The sequence below is a fragment of the Tissierella creatinophila DSM 6911 genome, assembly GCF_001940565.1.
Classification (GTDB): domain Bacteria; phylum Bacillota; class Clostridia; order Tissierellales; family Tissierellaceae; genus Tissierella_A; species Tissierella_A creatinophila.
In genome coordinates, this window is sequence record NZ_LTDM01000032.1 from 1 (window position 1) to 22,272 (window position 22,272).

Below are 22,272 nucleotides of genomic sequence, written 5' to 3' on the forward strand. Positions count from 1 at the left end.
CAATTTCCGTTTTGAGTTATAAACAACTTGATACTGTATATATACCCAAAATCGGGGGAATCCCAGCCATTTCAATAGATTGAAATGCAGTAAAATAGCTCGCTACAGAGTTCTGCAACGAGCTATATGAAAATAGATAAGGGGGAATAGACAATGATTTATGTATTTGAAGGTGGAAGCATAGTTTATGATGAAAGTGTTTTAACAAAGGAAGATAAGGCAAGGGCTGTAGCAGTTGAGTCCTTACCTGTTCAAGAAACACCTGTAGGTAAAACACCTCTAATAAAAGCAGATAAGAAAACTAATAAGGTATGGTGGGAGTATATCGATTCACCACAGTATATTGAGTATAAAGAGATCACTTCAGAAATTGAAGGACTTCAACAAGCTCTAGCAGAAGTCACATTAATGATGATGGGAGGTGAATAAAATGGTATTTAATAAAAACTCAGGACTAGTTAAAAATGTATGGGTTCCGCTTATCCTATCTGGAGTTTATACAAAAGACCAGGTACCAGCACTAGGTAATTTAAAAGAGGTAGTAGAATCTGTATTAGCGGATATTCAGTAGCACCTAAAGAGGGTGTTTTTTTATTTGGAGGAAGATACAGATGAAAGCAATTAGGATACTATCAAAAGAATTAGACTTACTGGGAGAGGTAGACAACTACCTTTCCTTTTCTTTTACCAGAAAACATTATTCCTATGGAGAATTTCAGCTTGTAACAAATATAAAGGTTCAAAATGCAGATAGGCTAAATGTAGGAAATCTCGTCATGCTTGGAAATGATAAGTTCAAGGTAGGAATTATAAGGCATAAGGAAATAAAGGTGAATGAAGCTGGAGAAGAGATCCTAACAATTAAAGGTTATTCACTTTCACACTTCTTAAGTCAAAGAATTACAATTCCACCAATAAATCAAGCTCAAGATACAATAGAAGGAAACACTGAAACAATTATGAAGCATTATATTAAAAGGAATTGTTTAGATATAGAAGGCATGGAGTTTCCTAATTTCACAGTATCTGAAAACAAAAATAGGGGAGAAAATATAAAGTGGAGTAGTAGATATAAAAACCTAGCTGAAGAACTTGAAAAAATTAGTAGGCTAACAGATATGGGTTTTATAATCTATCCAGACTTTGAATCTAAGAGCTATATATTTGATGTATATAATGGAAGGAACTTTTCAGTTAGTCAAAATATACACCCACCAGTTATCTTTTCATCTAAGTTTGATAATGTAAAGTCCCAGGAATACACGGATAGTTTAATAGGCTTTGGAAATTATGCTATTGTAGCAGGTCAAGGTGAAGGAATAGATAGGGAAATAATAATGATGGGAACTGAAGCTTCGGGCTTTGAAAAGTCAGTAATATTTGTAGATGCTAGAGATTTAGAAGATAGTAATGACCTACCAGCTAGAGGTGCAGCAAAACTAAAAGAGCATGAGAGAATAATCTCTTTTAGTGCAGAAGTTCTTCCCACAGGACCATTTAAGTACCAGGAGGATTGGGACTTAGGAGATATTGTAACAGTTCAAAATAAGGACTGGAATGTAGAAGTTGGCACTAGAATTACAGAAGTAACTGAAATATATGAAGCTGGTGGTTTTAGGCTTAGTGTAATATTTGGTGAAGAACCGCTAACACTTGGAGAAAAGATAAAGAGGAAAATTGAAGACATCTAATAGGTGTCTATTTTTATGCTCTCAGGGAGGGATTAGATGAAAGAGGTAATAGACACATTACAGTTCGTTGTTACAGTAATCGGAGTGTATGTCGGCTGGTTTATAGGTGGATTTGATGAGCTGCTCTATGCTCTAGTTGCTTTTGCAGTTATAGATTATGTAAGTGGAGTTATGGTAGGAGTCATAGAAAAGAAACTATCGAGCGGTATTGGGTTTAGAGGAATATTTAAGAAGATGCTTATATTCATATTTGTAGGAGTAGGTCATACCATAGATTTTTACATTCTTAAAAATGGTAGTGCAGTAAGAACGGCAGTAATATTCTTCTATCTTTCCAACGAAGGATTAAGTATTTTAGAGAACAGTAGCAAGATAGGACTTCCAATACCAAATAGTTTAAGAAACATATTTAAGGACTTAAATAAGGAGGATGATGCCAATGATTAGCTTGTGTTTCGATTATGGCCACGGGAAAAGCGATCCTGGGGCTTTGTATAAAGGGAGAAAAGAGAAAGATGATGTTTTAAAGCTAGGAATTGCTGTAGCAAAAGAAGTAAGGCAACATGGTATAAATGTTGATGAAACAAGGGCTACAGATAAAAGCATGAGTTTAAGTGAAAGAAGTAGTTTTGAAAGAAAAGGTAACTATGACTACTTTATATCTTTTCACAGAAACGCATTTAAACCAGAAAAGGCAAATGGAGTAGAAACTTTTACATTTACAAAACAGACTCCAAAAGCTAAAAGCCTAGCTACTAGAATACAGAAGAACTTGGTAGGAGTAGGTTTTGTAGATAGAGGAGTAAAGAGGGCAAACTTCCATGTGCTAAGAGAAACAAGATCTCCTGCAGTTTTAATTGAAGTAGGTTTTATAGATAACACCAAAGACAATGGGATATTTGATAGTAAGTTTAATGAAATAGTTAAAGCTATTACAAAAGCAATACTTGATGAGGTTGGAATTAAATATGCAGCCTCTAGTAGCAAACCAACTGCATCAAGTAATAGTAAAGAAACATTTTATAGAGTTATGGCAGGTTCCTATAAAGAAAGAAGCAATGCAGAAGCTCAAATGGAAAAGTTAAAACGAGCAGGGTTTGAATCAACTATTATGATTTATAATAGATAGACTTTGAGGGAGATTTCCCTTGAGGTCTTATTTTTTTAACCCCAAAATCTTAATATTACTAGTTAAATCATTAGCTAATTATAAGTGAAGTATAGCTTGCTAATAGCTATGAACCATTGTAATATGCTACTACCTAGACTAGAGGAGGAGATGAAATGTTGTTAAATCAAGGCATTAAGGAGTTTGCAAGATACATGAAATTAATTGATAGGTCTAAAAAAACCATCATAGGGTATGAAAAAGAACTCAGATATTTCGATAACTTTTTAAGTGTAAAGCATAACTGTCCAATGTATGTAAATGACATCACGCTTTCAGATATAGAGGATTATCTGCTAGACCAGAAGAAAAGAGGAATAGCATCAGCCAGTAGAAGTAGATCAGTTTATATTTTAAGAAGCTTTTACAACTACTGCACCAAGAAGGACATTGCGGATAAAAACATAGCAGCTCTATTAGAACCAGTAAAAGTAAAGCAAAAGGAAAGAGACTTTTTAACAGAAGAAGAATTTGAAGATTTGATAGAAGTAATAAGGCAGCCAGTTATTAAAACAGTAGTTGAAACCATGTTCTACACAGGTGGAAGAGTTTCAGAGATGATTGACCTAAAGCTTGAAGATGTAGACTTAGAAAAAAGAGTACTACACATCATAGATGGAAAAGGTGGAAAAGACAGAGACATTCCAATAAATAATAAGCTGCATATGATTCTAAAAAGCTATTTACTAAATATTAGAAATGCAGAAACAGAAAACTTCTTTGCTTTAAAGAAAACAGGAACAGTTTCAATCAGTTATATAAATAAGGTAATTGGAGATGCAGCAGATGAGATAGGACTTGAAAAGGATGTATCAGCCCATGTACTAAGACATTCTTTTGGAACTAATCTTTTAGAAAAAGGAGCATCAGTTGTAAGTATTCAAAAACTTTTAGGACATGCAAACCTTGCAGTAACTACAAGATACCTGCACCAAGATATGACAAAACTAAGTGATGCAGTAAACCTACTATAGGAGGAGATAAAGATGGAAGCAGAATATAACGCAAAGGTAAGAAAGATAATAGAAATGCTTAAATTCCAAACAAGAGATGAAGTTTCAGATGAACTTGGGTATAAGAATTATAAGAGTTTGGATATGTATATGAGAAGAAGGAACTTTAGATATGATGTTGAAGCTAATCAATATGTACCACAACAGAACAAGGCGAATAAACTAGATAGGGACCCAAAGAGTTATGCACCTACAAAGGTAGTCAGCATTATAAATGCTTTTGATGAGGAAAACCCAGATCCCAGAGTAATATCAAAACAAGAAGGATTTAAAGACCATAAAGAGATGGCAGAATACATGACAACCAAAGGGTATGAGTGGAATGCTTATAAAGCAAACTATATAAAGACGGTTGGTAAAATTGAGGAAGAAGAAACTATAGATAAAGAGATAGAAAATACTATACCTAAACTTATAAACTCACCAACAGATATAGACGAGTATATTCCATTTATAAGATTTCTTTATGAAAAGCGGGATGACATCTACCAACTCCTATCTGGAACCAAAGAAGATGGAAAACTTCCAAGATATATAGTTCCAGGACTAGTTAGAACTAAAGCAATTTATATGAGTGACATGGTAGCAAAACTGGCAGCAGAGTTTAGCAAGGAAAATAATGTAACTCAAAGAGATGTCATGGAAGGAGCACTAATAGAGTACCTGCAAAAATATGGCTTTAAAAAAGAGATTGAAACACTTCTCAAAAATGAGTAATTAAAAAATAGATGTAAAGATAGTTGACTCTAGAATACTATTAATATATAATAATTACAAATAGAACTTAATTTACTTTGAGTTTTGACAAATTGATAAATTCGTAGTATAATTAATGCATAGTAAGAGTATTGTTTGCATATAATATTAGTGATCATACTCCGGTGACCTACGGGCCCGGGGTTTTTTATATTTATACGATAATAGGTGATAATATGGATAAGTTATTTTCGACAATAGAAGATCAGATTAAAAAATTAGACTCCAGGGGACTTGATATATCAGATCCTGGGGTTAAAAGTGTTTTAGAGAGAGAAAATTACTACAATGTAATAAATGGATATAAAGAACTGTTTATTGATAAGACTCATACAGGAGATGATGAGAAGTATAAAGAAGGCACTAACTTTAATGAGTTATATAGTCTTTATCTATTCGATCGTGAGTTAAGAAATATATGTATGAAATACATATTGGAAATTGAAAATAATATAAAGTCTATAATCTCTCATGATTTTTCTAAAAAGTATGGGCACGATAACTACTTGAAAATTTCTAACTTTGATATTAAAGTAAAGCATTGGGAAAGAAAGACAGCAGCTCAGAAAATAGGGAATATTGCAGAACTTACTGCAAACATTCAGAGAGATATATCAAGACAACTTTCTAAGAATAACCCAGCTATTTCTCACTATATGCTGACTTATGGTTATGTACCATTATGGATTTTAGTCAACTCACTTACATTAGGAACTATAAGTATGTTTTACAGTTATTTGATTCAAAAAGACCAAAATGATATTGGGAAAAAGCTTAAACTTAAGCCTGATGAGATGACTAAGATATTATTTATACTTACAATTTACAGAAATGCATGTGCTCATGATGAACGTTTTTATAATCTTAAAGCTATAAAAAATAATACTAAGCCTAATATGATTAAAACCAATCCATTACATAGCAAGATGAACATTACTAAAGATAAAGGTGGAAATCCAACTTATGGAAAGAATGATTTGTTTGCAATCGTAATAATATTCAAGCTGATATTGAAGGAAGATTCATTTGATGAGTTTATAGATTTAGTTAAATTACATATTGATAATCTATCCAATCAACTATCTACAATAAGTACTGAAGACGTACTTGTAGAAATGGGTTTCCCAGCTAATTGGCACGATATAAAAGATATATAATTTTATATGTATATGTATATGTAAATGGAAATGGAAATGGAAAGGGAGCTATAAATTGGAGGAATTCTACAAAGGCTTTTTATATAATCATGAACTTCTTAATAATGTGAAAAGTGAATCAGCGAAGGTTTATCTTGGAATTATTGATATGATAACGCTAAATTATAAAGCTGTATATCCAATTGGAAAAAAAGAGATAATTGTAAAATCAAGCATGGATGATAAGACTAACGATGATTTTAATTACAGTATGGATCATGTATATTATTGTTCTATATATAACATAAGTTTTACAGCACTAGAACTCTTTTTACATAGATTTCTCATAGAAAAATTAAATAATACAACCATTAGGTCGAGAAAAGAGTTAGAAAGTTATTTGAAGAATAAGTATGGATATGAATATATAAGCTTTCAAAATCTTTATTATGTTAATACTTATTATAAAAGAGAATTAAAAATAAATCTAAAAAGATATAATGGTTTTAAATTTCTATCAGATAAACTATTACAACTAAGGCATGATAGTACTCATAATTTAGGTCTGATAAATGGAAAAGAGTTTATCTATATGAATGAATTAAAACTAGAAATACTTTTACCTACACAAATGGCATTGGTTAGATATATAGATGATTATTTTTAGTAGTAAAATAACGTTAAGTAGTATTTTGTTATGGAGTTTATAATAGGATCAAAATACATAATAAAACCTTTATGAATAATAAGCTTATTAAAACTATAGGTAGGTATTATGATACTCATTATATGAATGAGGACTAAAATAGGTATAAAAGAAGCCTTCAACCCTTTGAGTTCAGTGAGGTTAAGGGCTTTATCACATACATAAAAACAGGTCGTTTTGTGCTATTAATGCAAAGGCGTTAAAAGTTAAGTTTAATAAAGCAGTAGATACTTCAAAAGCAGTATTTACAGTTAAAAAAGGTTCTATAACTTCAAATGTTAGTTCAAAGTCTTGGAATGCAGAACAAACAGAAGTTACACTTGAATTAGCTGGTAAATTAACAGCTGGTGAATATAATGTAACTGTAACTGGTCTTACTCAAGAAGCATTAACTGGTTCAGTAACTATTGAAAATGAACGTGTAGAAAAAATTGAAATATTATCTGATAAAGCTGTATTAAATACTGGTAAAACTGAAGTAACTGTTGGATATAAAGTTGAAAACCAATATGGTGAAGATGTTACTGCTAACTATACAGTAAACCCATCTGCTGCTGGAGCGACAGTTCAACCTGGAGTAACTGCAGTTAAAGGTTTAGCTACAATCCCTACAAATTCTTCAACTGTTAAAGAGGGAGATTCAGTTGTATTAACTCTAGTACATGTTTCTAGTGGTAAATCAGCTTCTAAAACATTAACAGTATCTGCAGCATCACAAGTAGCTGAAATAAATATAAATGGTGTTTATAACAAAGATGGTAAAACATTAAGTGAAACTACTAATTTAAGTAGAGAAGCGTTTTATTTATTAGTAGAAGGAAAAGATCAATACGGTAAAGAAGTTAAAGCTACAGCATTAGATTCTTTACTAAAAAACAATACAAATCCATTAATAGTTGGATTAGCATCTTCTTTTGAAACTGTAAAAGTAAATGGTGTGGAAAAAACTGCATTACGTTTAACTGGTACACCTAAAGCTGGTACTACTACAGTAATGTTAATTTCTCCTACAACAGGTAAAAGTGCAAGTTCTTCTATAGTAGTTGCAGAAGCACAACGTGCAGATAAGATTACTTTTGAAGTACCGGGGCTAGCTGTTGCTAACGAGGCTCTATTTGTACCTGTAACAGTTCTTGACAAAGAAGGTAATGCCATTACTAATCTTGACGTATTAAATGATTCAACTAGAGGCATTAAAGTAAATGGTGGGACTACTCTTATTAGTAAAGATTCTAAAGGTATAATAGGATTCTCAGCAGGAACACCTTCAGAAGCTGGTTATGTATCTTTAGTAGGTTTATCTTCAACAGCTAAATCTGAAATTGTTAATATCCAAGTAAAAGAGGCTGCTAAACCAACAGTAGTTCGTGGATTAGCTAAAGATGTTTCAGCAGTATTATTAGCAGATAAAAATCTAGCTAAAGGTGATTTAGTAGTAGAAGATCAATATGGTCGTGCAATGACATCAACTACTGGTACAGCATTAACATTAGCTGCTAATGCAGGCAGTAATGGATACCGTATAGCTGTAACAGATAATGCAACAAATACTGTTATTGCAAATGGTGGAACAACTAAATATATTTATAATGAAGGAAATATAACTCTAAACAGAGGCACTAATGGCGCTGAAAAAGTAGAATTTGCTATTGAAGAGAAAAAAGCTGGAGGAAACTGGACTCTTATAGCTGGAAGCTCTCAAGAAATTGAATTCCGTGTAACTGATGGTACTGAATATGCTTCATATGAAGTAGAAGAAGTAGGTAGATTATTAGATTATAATAATGATGATAACGCTAATACAACAGTTACTGGTTACGATAAAGAATTAAAGGTATATGGTGTATTAGATGATGGTAAAAAAGTACAATTAGATACTAGTAAATATACTGTAACTAATTCATCAAATTTAACTTATACAAAAGCAACTAACAAAATAAATGTTGTTAATGCACTAGCTAATACAACATACGATGAAAAAGCTACTGAGCAAAAAGGAACTTTAGTTGTTACAATTAATGCAACTGGTAAACAACTTACTCAAGAAGTAACTATATCTAAAGTAGCTCCAAAAGTTACTGAGTTTAAAATGGTAGCTGAAGGTACTACAGCTCCAGCTAATAAAGAAGCATATGATAAATTAACAGAATTAACAACTGTTGATGCTACGGAAAATAATTTCTTTACACCAGCTAAAGCTGCTAATACAGTTGTAGACTTTATAGCTATAGACAGTTATGGAGTAATTAGTAAAGTAGATACAGGTGAAGCGGGAACATTAAAAGAATTTAAATTGGTTGGTACTCCTGCAGTAGCACATACTGTAACATTAACTAATCAAAATGCTTATAACTTAGCAATTGCTGGTCTTGAAAAAGATGAAATAGTAACAGTTACTGCAACTGTTGATGGATTAAGCAAATCATTTAAGGTTAAAGGGATTGTAGATTCAGTTGCTAATGTTGCAACGGCAATTTCTCAAGTTAATACAGCGGTAAATAATTTAGCAGTAAACAACACAACTATCCAAACAAATGTACAAAGTGCAGTAGATGGAACGGCATTAATCACAAGTGATGCTAACTTAACTGGAATAGTTTCAAATTTTGTTAAAGTAGACGCAACTCCAGGTGTAGCAGGAAAAATAACATTTGATGTAACTATATCTAAAGGATCTGCTAGTCAAGTAGTTTCTTATGTAAAAGTTATTGCAGCTCTTTAATAAAAAAAATATTCAAATCTCAAAAGCTATCCTAACTAAGGAATGCTAAAAAATTGAACTAGATCTCTCACAGGTAGAAATACTTGCTGGGAGATCTAGTTTGTTTATTTAGTTCAATCCATATTTCCACTATGTAACTAGCAATATGTCTGTTATCGTAGTCTACGAAGGTACCAAGTACCATAGCGGATAACCTTGAAAGTGAGACTCGTTTTGGATTGTAAAAACTAAAAAAAGTCCTCAAAGAAATAATCATTAAGGTTATTTCCCTGAGGACTGATTCAATTAATTTCACTAGTTAACTAGCTTCCATAGTAACGTTTCGTTTATTTTTATTAAGGTGTTGCTATTCCTACTGTAAAGTCTACTGCTACAGCCTTTCCACTACCATATTTAAATGTTGCAGTGAATTTATCACCCATTTTAGCTGTTGCTATACTAGTACTTGTTGTACCATTAGAATTTACTGTCAATGAAGATCCCTCTACTTTAACTAGTTTAGTTATTGTTATTGTTGGATTTTCAACAATAGCTACTCCATACTGATCTTTTACTTCATCTAGCACTGATTTTAATAAAGTTGCATCGATAGCACCACCAGATGCTGGATTAACAACTGCTTTTCCATCAGTTACTTCTTCAGTATCTAATGTAATAGTTGTAACTTCTGGTGCTTTGCTTGATACTACTAATTCTTTTTCAAGAATTGCAGCTGCAGCTCCACTACCATCTTTTACTGTAACTAATACATTAACTTTAATATTTTTAGCTTTATTATTGTCATCTAAGAAATCTGCTGCTACATATCCACCACTTGATGGGTCAGATATAACATTATTTGTTACCTTTAAGTTATCACCTGCATTTGTGGTAACATTATAATCTCCTGAAGGTAATAATACCTTTGTTCCATTTGCTAATACTCCATATACTTTAAGAGTCTTATTAAATTTTGGGTCTGTTGCTGAATCTGTTGTTTTATTATTATACATAGTACCTAAATCTTCTACTTCATAGCTTGAATACAGCGACTGTCCTACACTTGTAAATGTAAGTGATTTAGCACTTGCATTTATGGTAGTAGATCCACTATCAGTTGATAATGCAAACACTAGTTTTTCTGTTTTATTTAATCCTGTTGTTGGTGTTTTTGCTTTTATTGTAAATTTATCTGTATTAGTATCAATTTGTCTAACTTTTCCATCAGAGTTTTGTCCTGAATAAGTTGATTCAACTTCAAATGGGGAAACATCTCCTGAATCTGGTTTTTCTGACGTTACTACTATTCTATTTACATTAGTAGTTGCTCCTAACCAATCTTCTTTGGCCTTTTTAGTCATTTCACGTCCATATTGATCTTGAATAACTAAGTCTGTACCTAGAATTTCCATACTATTTCCTGCTGCTATTGATTGTGTTTTTTTAGTATCTAGTCCTAAAATTGTTGTTGGTCTAGCTTCTTCCCTAACACTTAACATTAAGCTTGAGAAATTTCCACCTTCTGTTACTAATGATGTTAAATATACAGGTAAATCAGTAGTTTCTGTAGCACCTGTTGCTGGAGCTGTATATTCTAGTTTTGCACTTCCATCATTTTGCTTTGTGAATTTAAGTCCAGTTCCTGCTGCAAACGCTGGTGATAGTGTTACATTTCCATTTAAATCATCATATTTTGTTACAACATTACCATATTGGTCTAAAGCTGTAAATGGTATTTCAACTTTTTCTTTCTCAGCTATCATTTTTGCCGGTGCTGAGATTGAAAAACTTTTTACCATGGCTTTTGCTTCTGCATCTATTAGATATGAAGATGCTACACCTGTTAATTTTGATATTGCTTGTATTGTAACTTTTCCACCTTTAGCTGCCATTGTACCTGCAACTAAATTTACTGATTTATAAGTTACATTATTTATCGTAACATCTGAACCTGCTGAGAATGATGTAGGATCTACAAATCCTGGGTTATTAGATGTAAATAATAGATCTGATAGAGTTGGTGAATCAATTTTATTACCATATTGATCTTTTACTTTTAATAATAATACATATTTGTTATTATCAAATCCTGCTGGCAAGTTTGTAATTTCACCCTTAGTAGTATTGTATACACCCTTAAACTCAACAACACTAGCTTGAGCCGCTAATACGATTTCTACTTCTGTATTAACAACAGTTCCACTAGCTGCATGTACGCCAGTTATATAAACTTTAGCTCCTGGAACAAAATCAGCACTATTTGCTGCTGTAATTTCAAATGATTTATCAGCAGTTCCAGCACTAGCCGCTTCTCCTGTTGATATTGTCCAATTAATAGTTTGGCCTATCATTTTTTCACCATATTGGTTTAATACTTCATATGATACTAATGCTTTTTTATTATTATTTGTTAATCTAGGCGCTTTAGGTCCTACGTTAATTTTTGATACTTTTTCATTTTCTACTGTTACTGTACCTGTAAGCGCTTCATTTGTTAATCCTGTTACTGATACTGTATAATCACCTTTTGTAAGGTTAGTTGTTGTTGTTATAGTCGCTGACATCTTATCTTCAGCAAATTCTATTTTATCTGTGTTTACTGGAATTGTTCCTCTTTTTACTCCGAATACTGCTTTTGAAGTATCTAACGCTTTATTAAATTTAACTTCAAGTTTTTTAGCGCCAATAGCACTTACTGATTCAAGTTTTAATTCATCTTTTACTTCGCCTTTTACAGCATCTACTACTTTATCAAATACAACTTTATTTACTACTGTTTCTCCACCTAGTACAAAAGTGTTAACATGAGCTGCTTTTACATAGTCTAATACTTCTGTATTAACTTTAGTTGCTTGAGATAAAAGCATTGGAGCGTTGTGCATTGCTGCAAAGTATCCACCAACTAAAGCATCTGCATATTTATAACCATTTGCCATAACTACAGCTTTAGGGCTAGTTACGAATTCTTTTGCTACTTTTAACGCAGTTTCTTCTCTGTTTGATCCAGCTACTACGTTTACAGTTGCTATGGATTTTTCTAATTCTGCTTTACCTTTATCACTTACTACTCCACCAACTATAGTTGCTTTTTTAAGTTGCATAGCTTTTACAGCTTCTACAGTTTTAGCTGGTACATCATTTTTGTAAGTTATAAGGATTGGAGCATTTTTCATTGCTGATACTGATCCAACAGCTAATGCGTCTGCTAATGCATTGTATTCTACTACAAAAGCTTCTGCTGGAGTTGTTGAGCCTAATACTTCATTAGCTATTGCTATTGCAGTTTCAACTCTTGTATTTCCTTTAAGTCTTGTTGGTTTAAATCCTGCATCTTTAAGAGCAGTTTCAACTGCTGGGAATACTACAGTATCTCCACCAAGAATGTAAACATTTTTAGCACCAAGTCTGTTTAATTCTGCTACTAACTTAGTATCTAATTTATCTTTATATGTTAAAAGTAATGGAGCTTTTTTAGCGTTTGCTAAAAGCGTACCTGTTAAAGCATCTGCCTCTCCATTATATCCTGCTAATACTACTGTATCAGCTTTGTCATAAGCTTTTTGGCTTACTTTGATAGAAGTTTCTACTCTATCTGATCCTGCAAGTCTTTCTACTTTTACTTCTTCAGCTACTGGAGCTGCTTGTGCTATCCCTGGCAATACCATAGCTATTGCTAAAAGGACAGCGAAAAATTTGCTATACTTTTTCAAAATAATTCCCCCTTTGGTTTTTTGGTGTTTGTTACTTTTGTTACTGTTGTTACTAATGGTACTTAAATTAGATTTGATTGAAAATCCCTCCTTTTAAAATACCAAGTTATACTTAGTAAGGATTACCTTAGAACATATTATATAACTTTTATATAATACCTGGAAAACAGTTAAATCCTAAATATTACATTTTTTCAACTATCTTCCAATACTTATCTAATATATTACACTATTTGGACAAGTATTGCAATGTTTAAGTTGAAAAAACATAGAAACATTTCCATCCATCTTCTTCCATATATCGGAAAATGGATTGATTTAGATTTCCTATGTAATAAAATCAAGGTCTACTTACCTATAATAGTTTAGCATAAAACAAACTTTAACTCAACCTATATTTTCCATAAAAGTTATTAAATATACTTAATGTAAATCGTTTCTAATAATACTAAGATATTACTAAATATATTTACTTTCGTATAAAAAAAGTATCGGCTTTAAAGCCGATACTTTTAAGTTTATTTTTTATTTAGTTTTTTATTCTTCATTATATCAACATATTCTACTATAAAACTTGCCATTACTCCTGACATCATACCTAGTACTAAAAACACTCCAAGTTTAACCACCTTTCTTGTACCTACTGCTTTACCTTCAGGCAATGGCTCAGATAAAGTGTTTATACTTATGCCTCCAACATCTATAGAGCTTGACATTTTTAACTCTTGGTATTTTTGAGAAAACACTTCATAGCTTTGTTTTGCAAGCTCTACTTTTTGTCTTATAGAACTTTCTGCAAAGTCTACTTCTTGATAGTCTATTTCAATCTTCTTTATATCTTCTTGTAAAGTCTTTATCTTATCTTTAGTGCTTTTCATTCTCGATTCTGTTTCAGCTAGATCTACCTCTAATGCCTTTTTACTAGAATCCAAGTATACATAGTTGTTACTCTCACTAGGTCTTAGGATCATACCACTGTTTCCACCAGAGCTAGTGCTTTTTTCTAAAGCGGCTAATATTCCTTCTTTCTTTATCTCTAGATCGTTTAAGCTTAGTTTGTACTCAGTTAGTTTTTCGTATACCCCTTCTATTTCTAGTTCTAATTCATGCGCACTACTCTTATCTTTCATAGCTTCTTCATATTCTTTTAAACTTTCAGCATATTTTTCTTTTTCTACTTCCATTTGCTTTTCTATTACCTCTAGTGTTTGTAGAGCGTTTTCTTGCGATATATTTGTTATGTGTTCTGCAAAATTTTCTTGTATCTTATTTATTATTTCTGATCCTCCTTTAGGACTCTTTGATATAAGTCTTAGGTTTATAGTTTTTAATTCCGGATCAGCACTTACAGAAAGAGCACTTTCTAAACTTTCAGTAGTATATGTATCTTCTAGGTTTAAATCTTTTATTGTCTTTTCAAGCACTTCATCTGATGTTATTTCCTCCAAATAATCTTCAAACTCCATATCGTTCGTATGTGCTATACTCTCTAATATATTGTATACAGATCCAGATTCTCCTACGGGAGGAGATGTAGTTGACTCTATATTGTTTATTTCAAGGGAGAGTTCTGATGCATATTTTTGTTTAGTAAATACAAATGAAGAGAGTATCCCAAGGATCAAAAACCCTAGAGTTACACCTGCTATTAATCTTTTCCTTTTTATAAGTATATTTATAAGTTCACTTATAGATATCTGTTCAAATTTATCGTCCATTTTAAATTATTTCCTCCTTAGAATTGAAGTTCAAGCTTTATTTTATAATAAAGGGGTAGATTATACAAGGGGAATTTTATAATATAGATTTTAAAACAATATATTTTTAACAACGTCAAAATTTAAAAGTTTAAGTAAAGTAAAATGATAAATTATAAAATAAGACTCGTATGTTGCTTTAAATTTAAAGAAGTATTCACTAAGTAAAAAAATTGTTTAAGCAGTCCATCAAAGCGGTAGCGGCGTTGGATGCTTATTTTTTTACGTGTGACTATACTTCTTAAATTTATAAGCTTTACGATCGTTTTTATAATTTATCATTCTAACCTAAGTTATTCTTTTAAATATCCCTTAAGTATCTCAATAGCCCTAGTCTTAGTATTTACTACTGTTCTATAACTTACTCCTAGTCTTTCTGCTATCTTTGTTATACTCAGTCTATTTACATAAAACAAGACTACAACTTCCTTTTGTCTATCTGTCAAATAGATTAGATAGCTATTTAATGCTTGTTTGATTTCTCTATCTAGTATATCTGATAGAGGTTCTAGTTCAGTGCTCCCTAGTGTATCTAAGATTTCATCTTCTTGCTTTTCTCCTATCTTAGTATTTAGAGAGATATGAGTCTTTTCTCTGTTTTTATTTAGATAGAGATATCTCAGTTGAAGTTTGGCGTATCCTAAAAAATATACATTTTTACCCACTTTGAAGTTTTCTATCGATTCCAATATACAAAGATATCCCTCTTGAATTAGTTCTTCGTAAAAGTCTCTTCTATTATAATACTTTTTTATGCTACTTATTATTAGTGGTAAAAGTCTTTCTAATATCTCTTCTTTTGATCGTAAATCTCCTTCTTTTGCACTTAATACTAAACCATTCCATTCTTCATACATTCTAAGTCTCTCCTGATCAAGAAGGCCTTCTTTTGTTTTTCCTAGGTAAGAGTAGTTTATATTACCGCTAGAAAAAAGAAAAAGCCCGAATGGAGGCTATTCTGATTAGAAAATAGTCGTTATTCGGGCTCTTTTAAATGGAATGGAGCTTATTCTTATATGGTTTTAGTTTAACTCTCTTTAGAATGGATGTTATTCCTAGATATTTATCTATTATAAAGTTTATTAAAGACTCTTATATCTTCTTGCATAATCTTTGTATCTATAACTCTTGTCTCTTCCCTACCTGTACTCTTTACCTTTAAAGAAATATAGAGCATTAGATCTTTATCTAAGTGAAAAGTTACATCAACTTTTTCCTTTCCCACATCATTTTTAGGTATCTTCTCGATGACAAAGTTCCCAAGTTCCAGATTGTCTTCAACAAAAGTCTGCTCACCTGCATAAACTCTTAAATTCACAGCAGTTTGAGATTGCTTTGTGGTTCTATATGTCCTATTTCGAGTACAAGGCAAGAAGTCACCTCTATATATAATAGGATCAAACACCTGCTTAACAAGCTTACCATCTCGATCCCTAACAGACACACTTAAACCTATACTCATTTTAGCTATATTTTTTTGCATAAGTAAATTCTCCTTTTTGGTATTGTTACTTGTGAGTCTAACCAAAAAGGAAGAATTTTAAACTTATCTCTTACCAAGTTTTCCTTTAACAATAGCAATCATATTCTCCACTTCCTCAAGCTTTAAAAAAGGCAATATAGCTAAATATACTACTCCTGCCACTCCTATAGAAGCAAGGAGCGCTAAACTCTCTCTAAATATACTCAATAAGAAATTATAGGAGAAGTATGCTGCCGCTCCCATGATAAGTGAAGCTAATAGGATTTTTAACCAGGATTTAAATATCTTTCTAAAACTAAAACGGTTTAGTTTTTTTCTAAGACTTATGATTAAAAGTGTTGAACCAAGTATAGCTGAAATACTTGTAGCTAGGGCTAATCCTCCTATACCTAGAAATTTTGAAAGAATTATATTTAAAACTATATTTGTACTTACTGCTATAACTCCGTTTATCATGGGGGTTTTACTATCCTTTAGTGCGTAAAATCCTCTAGATAATACTTCACGAAGTCCAAAACCTATCATACCTATTGCATAGAAAAAGAGTGCATTAGATGTCATCTCTAGTGCCACAGGGTCAAAAGCACCTCTACCAAAGAGTAGTTTTACTATTGGTCTGCTAAATACCATGGCTCCTACTGTAGCAGGAATTACCAATATGCTTATAGAGTTTATAGCTTCTATGATTGAGGATTCTAAACCATCCATATCCTTCTTAGCTGCCATCTTTGATATCATAGGGTACATTACAGTTGAGATACTAACTACAAATAGCCCTTGTACAAATCCATTTAGTCTATTTGCATATGTTAGAGCTGATATTCCCCCTACTGATATACCTGATGCCAAACTTCTATCTATAAGTACATTTATCTGATTTACTGAGACTCCTATTATTACTGGTATTGTAATACGGGCCATATTTATTATATGTTTGTTTTTAAAGTCTAGTATAAACTTATATCTATATCCTTTCTTTCTAATGGAAGGTATTAAAAAGATAAACTGGGATAGTGTTGCTAGTACTGTACCTATTGAAAGAACTATTATATCTGTTTTAGAACTTAAAAATAGTGAAAACATTACTATTATGTTCATTGGTATTCCTATAAGTGCTGGAACTGCAAAGTTTTCTTTTAACTGTAAAAAGCCTGAGAAAACTGCTATAATTCCTGTAAAATATATACCTACTATACTTATCTTGGTAAATCTTATTGCAAGTGCTAGTGTTTCGCCTTGGAAACCTGATGCAAAAATCTTAACTACTGGCTCTGTAAAAAAGAGAACAAACACTACTATAAATGTACAAAGTAGTATGATTATATTTATAAGGTTATTAGTATACTTTTTAGCTTCTTTTTCTCCATATTCTCCTTCTATACTTGAAAACATTGGTATAAAGCCTGTGGATATACCTGCTCCTATTAGTGCAAATATTACTGTTGGGATTGTGATGGATATTATATATGCATCAGATACATTTGTAGCGCCATAAAAGTATGAAAGGCTTATCTCTCTTAAAAATCCCATTATTTTAGAGATTATCGTTAAAAACATTAAAAGTATTGCTGTCTTTTTCATTTACTATTACTCCTTCTTTCCTTCTTCTTTATATATAAAAAAACAATACTCTTAGTATACCACAATTTTCTATTCTCAAATACAATTACTTACAAATAGTCTTTTCTATCTCCTGTAATTTCTTATATGCCCTTTCTAAGTCCTCTCTAAGACTTTCTATCTCTTTTCTATACACTGATTCTCTCTCCCTTATAACTGTGTTCCTTGTCTGCATCATTTCTTTTAAAAGCTTTGCCTGCTTTATGTTTTTTTCTATTATCTTTTTGGTGCAACTTACTTTTAGATGATTTCCATTTTTAAAATGTATTATATTTTCTCGGATCTCTTTTATCATTTCTATGTTTATATAGGAGTATGCTCCATCATCTTTTCCTACTGGTGTTCTTGTTTTAATTGCTATAAAAACCATATCTGAGTTTATAGGTATGGGCGGAGTCTTTTTAACTCCTAGCATTTCTCCACAAGTCTTATTAGAAGCAGTCAAGTCGTAATGATAAAATTTACAAAGACATTTCAAAGTAGAGTTGACTGTTTTTCTAAGTAAGACCTCTTCTCCATCCATTAGTAGTACCTGTGTAAAGTTTGCACCTTCCCCTGTATAGTGCGGTATCATAGCTATTATCCTCTTTTGTACTAAATCCCTCATAATCAAACCCCCTAAACAAACGTTCTTTTGTTATATGATAACAGAACTTAAGTTTGTAGTCAATCCCAAAGATGATTTTAATATACAAAAAAACTCAAGGCTTAAAAGCACTTGAGTTTTTAAAAAAGGGTTCTTATTTCTAACAAATTAATTTGTTTATCCATCTATATGATATCATATTTTAGAAAATTTACAAGTAAAACTTTCCATTATCTTCCAACTATTTTATTTTTAGTACTAACCCCAGTTCTTCTACCTTTAAAATTATACATAGAAGAAAGTAAGTTATCATACCTATAGCTACTGAAACTATTAAACTTAATAGCTCTACTATTGTCTTATCTGGAAGAAGTGCACCAACTTTAAAATAAAGGAGATATACTACCACTCCCATTATCGCACTTGAGATAGATACTTTTATAAATGTCAAAGCTATCTTTGTAAGTCCAAGTTTTCCTATTCTACTTCTAAGATCTATAAAAAGGAGAATTGTAGTTACTATAGCTGAAAGGCTAGTTGCTAAGGCTAAACCAGTATGCCCCATAAATCTGATGAAAAACAAGTTTAGTATTACGTTTATTATAACTGCTATTGCTCCGTTTATCATAGGAGTCCTTGTATCTTGAAAGCTATAGAACATCTTGTTTAGCATAAGTCTAAGTGCACTTGCAATTAGCCCTATAGAATAGTAAAAGAGAGCTCCACTTGTCATCATAGTTGCTCTAGCATCAAAAGCTTTTCTTTCAAAGAATATCCTTACAAGATCTTCTCCAAGTAGCATTATCCCAACTGTTGCAGGTACTGTTATAAGCAGGATTATATTTACTCCTTTTTTAAAGATAGCTCTTATCTCTTTTATATCTTGGTTTGAAAATGCTTTGCTTAGCATTGGAAATACTACAGTTGCTATTGCCGCTACAAATACTGAGATGATCATTTCATTTATCCGTGAGGCATATACTAGGGCTGACATACTTCCTTCTACTAGTTCTGATGCTAGTGTTTTATCTATTATAACGTTTATTTGACTTACGGCCGATCCTAGTAATACCGGCATTACTAGGATTAGGGCTTTTTTAAGATAAGGATCTTTTAGATTTACCCTAGGTTTATATCTGTATTTTGTATTTAGTACAGCTGGCACTTGAATTAAGACTTGTGTTAGTGTTGCTAGAACACTTATTACCATAAGTGTTTGTATATTTTTTGAACTTACAAAAAATAAAAGCCCCATTAAAAACACTAGATTGTATGGTATACCCATGATTGCGTGTGGTCCAAATATTTCATTGCTTTGTAGATAGCCTGAAAGTACATATGTAAACCCCAGTAAGATTACTATAGGCATACCTATTCTATTTAACTTTACTGCCAAGTCAAACTGTTCTCCTTCAAATCCTTTGGCAAGAACTTTTATTATAAGTGGAGAAAATATATATCCAAAGATAGCTATTGCAACGGTTATTAAAAACACTATATTGAGCATATTGTTTAAGTATATCTTTTGAGCATTTTTGCCTCCTTTAGCACGTATCTCTGAAAATATAGGGATAAGGGTTGTATTAAGTGCAGCTCCAATTGTACCCATGATTAGTACTGTGGCTGTCATTGCTGCAAAGTATGTATCTGTTTTCATGCCTGATCCATATTTATATGCTATCATTATTTCTCTTAGAAAGCCCATTCCTTTACTTATCAGTGTGAAAAGGGCTATCATAGTTGCAGATTTTGCAAGATTATTTTTCTTTTCCATTTTTTTACCTCTTTTTTCATTATAATATTAGATATTATATCATAAAAATAGACTAGAGATTATTATTTCTAGTCTGTTTTAGATGGTTTTATTTTTATGATGATATTAGATCCATAGCTGGCATAGGACGGGCTAAAAAATAGCCTTGCCCAAATGCACACCCAAGTTTTTTTAGTATGGAGAATTGTTCTTCTGTTTCTATACCTTCTGCTACTACCTTTTTACCTAGGGCATTTGCAAGTGATATAAGTGACTTTATAACTTCTTGCCCATCTTCTTCAATAAGGGCTACTATAAATAGTCTATCTAGTTTTAAATAGTCTATTTGTAGTTCTTTAAGCCTTGCAAGTGAAGAGTATCCTGTTCCAAAGTCATCCATAGCTATTTCGACTCCAAAACTTCTTATTTCTTCTATATTCTCTTTCATCTTACTTTTATGTGTTGAAAAGCTAGTTTCTGTAAGTTCTAAAACTATTTCTTCTCCTTTTAATCCATGTCTTTGTAATTTCTCTTTTATATAGCTTGAAAACTCTGCTCTACTAAAATTTACAGCTGATATATTTATAGATACTTTTTCAAGGTAGAAACCTGAGTCATTCCACTTTTTCTTTTGGCTAAATACTTCTTCTAGTGCATATTCTCCTATTTGATCTATTATGCCTGATTTTTCTGCTATGGGTATAAATTGATCTGGAGGGATATATCCTTTTTCTGGATGGAACCATCTTATAAGGCTTTCAATATTTTCTATCTTTCCTGTTTTTAGGTTTATGATTGGTTGATAGTACATTTGAAAGTCTTTATTTTCTAAAGCAAGCTTTATATTAGAGAGCATTGTATGTTCATTTATTGCTTCGCAGTTATTCTCTTTGCAATAGTATTGGTAACTAGTTCTAGAACTTTCTTTTGCACACTCTAGGGCTATATTTGCATTTTTTAAAAGACTTATAAATTCAAGACTATCATCAGGATATAGAGATACACCTATGGTGCTTGATATCATATATTTTTCTTCTTCATATTGCCAACTCATTTTAGTATCTTTTAATATCTTATTTACTCTTTCTTCTATACTATCTAGCGATTTTTCATCTGTAAAGATTACTACAAATTTATCTTGAGTTATTCTTGCTAAGATATCTGTACCTTTTGTAGCAAGTTTTAACTTGTTTGCCATATCCATAAGCAGATGGTCTCCTGCATGATGTCCTAGTGTTTCATTTATATATGCAAAGTCGTCTATATCTATATAAAGGAGTGCTACTGGATTTCCACTTTTCTCTAGGGTAGGTAAGAGCGAGTTAAATGCTTTTTCTAAGAGATTTCTATTTGGAAGTGATGTTATAGGGTCATACGAGTCCAAATAGGTAACCTTTTGTTGGAGTAATTTTCTTTCTGATATATCGCAAAGCACTAAGCTATAGTCTATTATGCTATTATCACTACTTTTATTTTTTTTAATAGTAGCATGCATATATATCTTTTCTCCATATTTAGTATCTAATTGTAATTCTAATTTATACTTTTCCTTTTCTTTTATATTTTCTTTTATTTCTTCAATATATTGTGAATTTATAAACCGATTTATATTTTTTCCTTTTACTTCTTCAATTTTAAAAGAAGAGACTACTTCAATATTGTTACTTATTTTAGTTATATTGAAATCTTGATCTATCCCTACTAGGAGTATATCTGCACTCTCTAGTACATTATCAATGAGTTCACGTTGGAGTCTTATACTCCTTCCTGCCTTTTCTATAGTAGTACTTTTTATCTTTAATTCGTTTAGATAGTTTTTTATGATTGTTTGATCTGTATTAAAGCGTTTTAACACTATATAAATCATAATAAAGACAAATATACTACTTAGTAATACGTTTATGATATGCATATGTGTCCAACTTAACCTCTCTATATTACCTGCAGCTTCTATATTGTCTTTTACAACCTGTCCTGATATAAGCCAAGTAAAAGACATGATAGTGTAGATAATAGTAAAGTTAAGTGCTGATCTTAAATTTCTTGCTTTCGCTTCTGATGATGTCAATATATCTCTCCTCCTTTTTTGTATAGAAAACTTGCATCAGATTGTTTTATGATGCAAATCTGCCCATATCCATGAGAAATGCAATTGTATATCCCGTGGATAAAAAATAGATGTCCTATTTCAT

Annotated in this window: 18 protein-coding genes; 10 read left to right on the forward strand and 8 right to left on the reverse strand. The window is 31.7% G+C overall.

Annotated elements, in window-relative coordinates; translation table 11 throughout:
- Window positions 1-153 precede the first annotated feature (153 nt).
- The 10 genes from TICRE_RS08120 to TICRE_RS08160 all read left to right on the forward strand — a co-directional run bounded on the left by TICRE_RS08120 (window position 154) and on the right by TICRE_RS08160 (window position 9,192).
- Window positions 154-429, forward strand: a complete 276-nt coding sequence (locus tag TICRE_RS08120) for a hypothetical protein (RefSeq protein ID WP_075726955.1) — start codon at window positions 154-156, stop codon at window positions 427-429.
- 1 nt (window position 430) lies between these two features.
- Window positions 431-571: a hypothetical protein gene (locus TICRE_RS13485; protein WP_198927535.1), complete on the forward strand. Its 141-nt coding sequence runs from the start codon at window positions 431-433 to the stop codon at window positions 569-571.
- 40 nt (window positions 572-611) lie between these two features.
- Window positions 612-1,691 (forward strand): siphovirus ReqiPepy6 Gp37-like family protein, encoded by a 1,080-nt coding sequence (locus TICRE_RS08125; protein ID WP_075726957.1) that lies wholly within the window; start codon window positions 612-614, stop codon window positions 1,689-1,691.
- Window positions 1,692-1,727: 36 nt separating this feature from the next.
- Window positions 1,728-2,138 carry a phage holin family protein gene (locus TICRE_RS08130; protein ID WP_075726960.1) on the forward strand — a complete coding sequence of 137 codons (411 nt, stop codon included), beginning with the start codon at window positions 1,728-1,730 and terminating at the stop codon, window positions 2,136-2,138.
- On the forward strand, window positions 2,131-2,820 hold the full coding sequence (locus TICRE_RS08135) for an N-acetylmuramoyl-L-alanine amidase (protein WP_075726962.1): 690 nt from the start codon (window positions 2,131-2,133) through the stop codon (window positions 2,818-2,820). Before TICRE_RS08130 ends, TICRE_RS08135 begins: the two co-directional genes overlap by 8 nt.
- Before the next feature lie 155 nt (window positions 2,821-2,975).
- A complete protein-coding gene (locus TICRE_RS08140) occupies window positions 2,976-3,833 on the forward strand; it encodes a tyrosine-type recombinase/integrase (protein ID WP_075726964.1) in 858 nt (285 codons plus the stop codon).
- Window positions 3,834-3,845: 12 nt separating this feature from the next.
- Window positions 3,846-4,589 carry a hypothetical protein gene (locus TICRE_RS08145; RefSeq protein WP_075726966.1) on the forward strand — a complete coding sequence of 248 codons (744 nt, stop codon included), beginning with the start codon at window positions 3,846-3,848 and terminating at the stop codon, window positions 4,587-4,589.
- A gap of 215 nt (window positions 4,590-4,804) precedes the next feature.
- Complete coding sequence (locus tag TICRE_RS08150) at window positions 4,805-5,785, forward strand: Abi family protein (protein WP_075726968.1); 981 nt, start codon at window positions 4,805-4,807, stop codon at window positions 5,783-5,785.
- 55 nt (window positions 5,786-5,840) lie between these two features.
- A complete protein-coding gene (locus TICRE_RS08155) occupies window positions 5,841-6,431 on the forward strand; it encodes a hypothetical protein (RefSeq protein ID WP_075726969.1) in 591 nt (196 codons plus the stop codon).
- 976 nt (window positions 6,432-7,407) lie between these two features.
- Complete coding sequence (locus TICRE_RS08160; RefSeq protein WP_075726970.1) at window positions 7,408-9,192, forward strand: hypothetical protein; 1,785 nt, start codon at window positions 7,408-7,410, stop codon at window positions 9,190-9,192.
- 335 nt (window positions 9,193-9,527) lie between these two features.
- On the opposite strand, the gene TICRE_RS08165 is transcribed toward TICRE_RS08160, so the two are convergent.
- The 8 genes from TICRE_RS08165 to TICRE_RS08200 form a co-directional block, all read right to left on the reverse strand.
- On the reverse strand, window positions 9,528-12,881 hold the full coding sequence (locus tag TICRE_RS08165) for a cell wall-binding repeat-containing protein (protein WP_075726972.1): 3,354 nt from the start codon (window positions 12,879-12,881) through the stop codon (window positions 9,528-9,530).
- Window positions 12,882-13,399: 518 nt separating this feature from the next.
- On the reverse strand, window positions 13,400-14,599 hold the full coding sequence (locus TICRE_RS08170) for a GumC family protein (protein ID WP_075726974.1): 1,200 nt from the start codon (window positions 14,597-14,599) through the stop codon (window positions 13,400-13,402).
- A 332-nt stretch (window positions 14,600-14,931) separates the two neighbouring features.
- A complete protein-coding gene (locus TICRE_RS08175) occupies window positions 14,932-15,495 on the reverse strand; it encodes a sigma-70 family RNA polymerase sigma factor (RefSeq protein ID WP_075726976.1) in 564 nt (187 codons plus the stop codon).
- 206 nt (window positions 15,496-15,701) lie between these two features.
- Complete coding sequence (locus tag TICRE_RS08180) at window positions 15,702-16,121, reverse strand: Hsp70 family protein (RefSeq protein WP_075726978.1); 420 nt, start codon at window positions 16,119-16,121, stop codon at window positions 15,702-15,704.
- A gap of 63 nt (window positions 16,122-16,184) precedes the next feature.
- The gene (murJ, locus tag TICRE_RS08185; protein ID WP_075726980.1) at window positions 16,185-17,702 is read right to left on the reverse strand and encodes a murein biosynthesis integral membrane protein MurJ; all 1,518 of its coding nucleotides are present in this window, start codon (window positions 17,700-17,702) and stop codon (window positions 16,185-16,187) included.
- Between the two features lie 85 nt (window positions 17,703-17,787).
- Window positions 17,788-18,348 (reverse strand): competence protein ComK, encoded by a 561-nt coding sequence (locus tag TICRE_RS08190; protein ID WP_075726982.1) that lies wholly within the window; start codon window positions 18,346-18,348, stop codon window positions 17,788-17,790.
- A gap of 220 nt (window positions 18,349-18,568) precedes the next feature.
- Window positions 18,569-20,101, reverse strand: a complete 1,533-nt coding sequence (gene murJ, locus TICRE_RS08195; RefSeq protein WP_075726984.1) for a murein biosynthesis integral membrane protein MurJ — start codon at window positions 20,099-20,101, stop codon at window positions 18,569-18,571.
- A gap of 94 nt (window positions 20,102-20,195) precedes the next feature.
- The gene (locus TICRE_RS08200) at window positions 20,196-22,148 is read right to left on the reverse strand and encodes a sensor domain-containing protein (protein ID WP_075726986.1); all 1,953 of its coding nucleotides are present in this window, start codon (window positions 22,146-22,148) and stop codon (window positions 20,196-20,198) included.
- Window positions 22,149-22,272 lie beyond the last annotated feature (124 nt).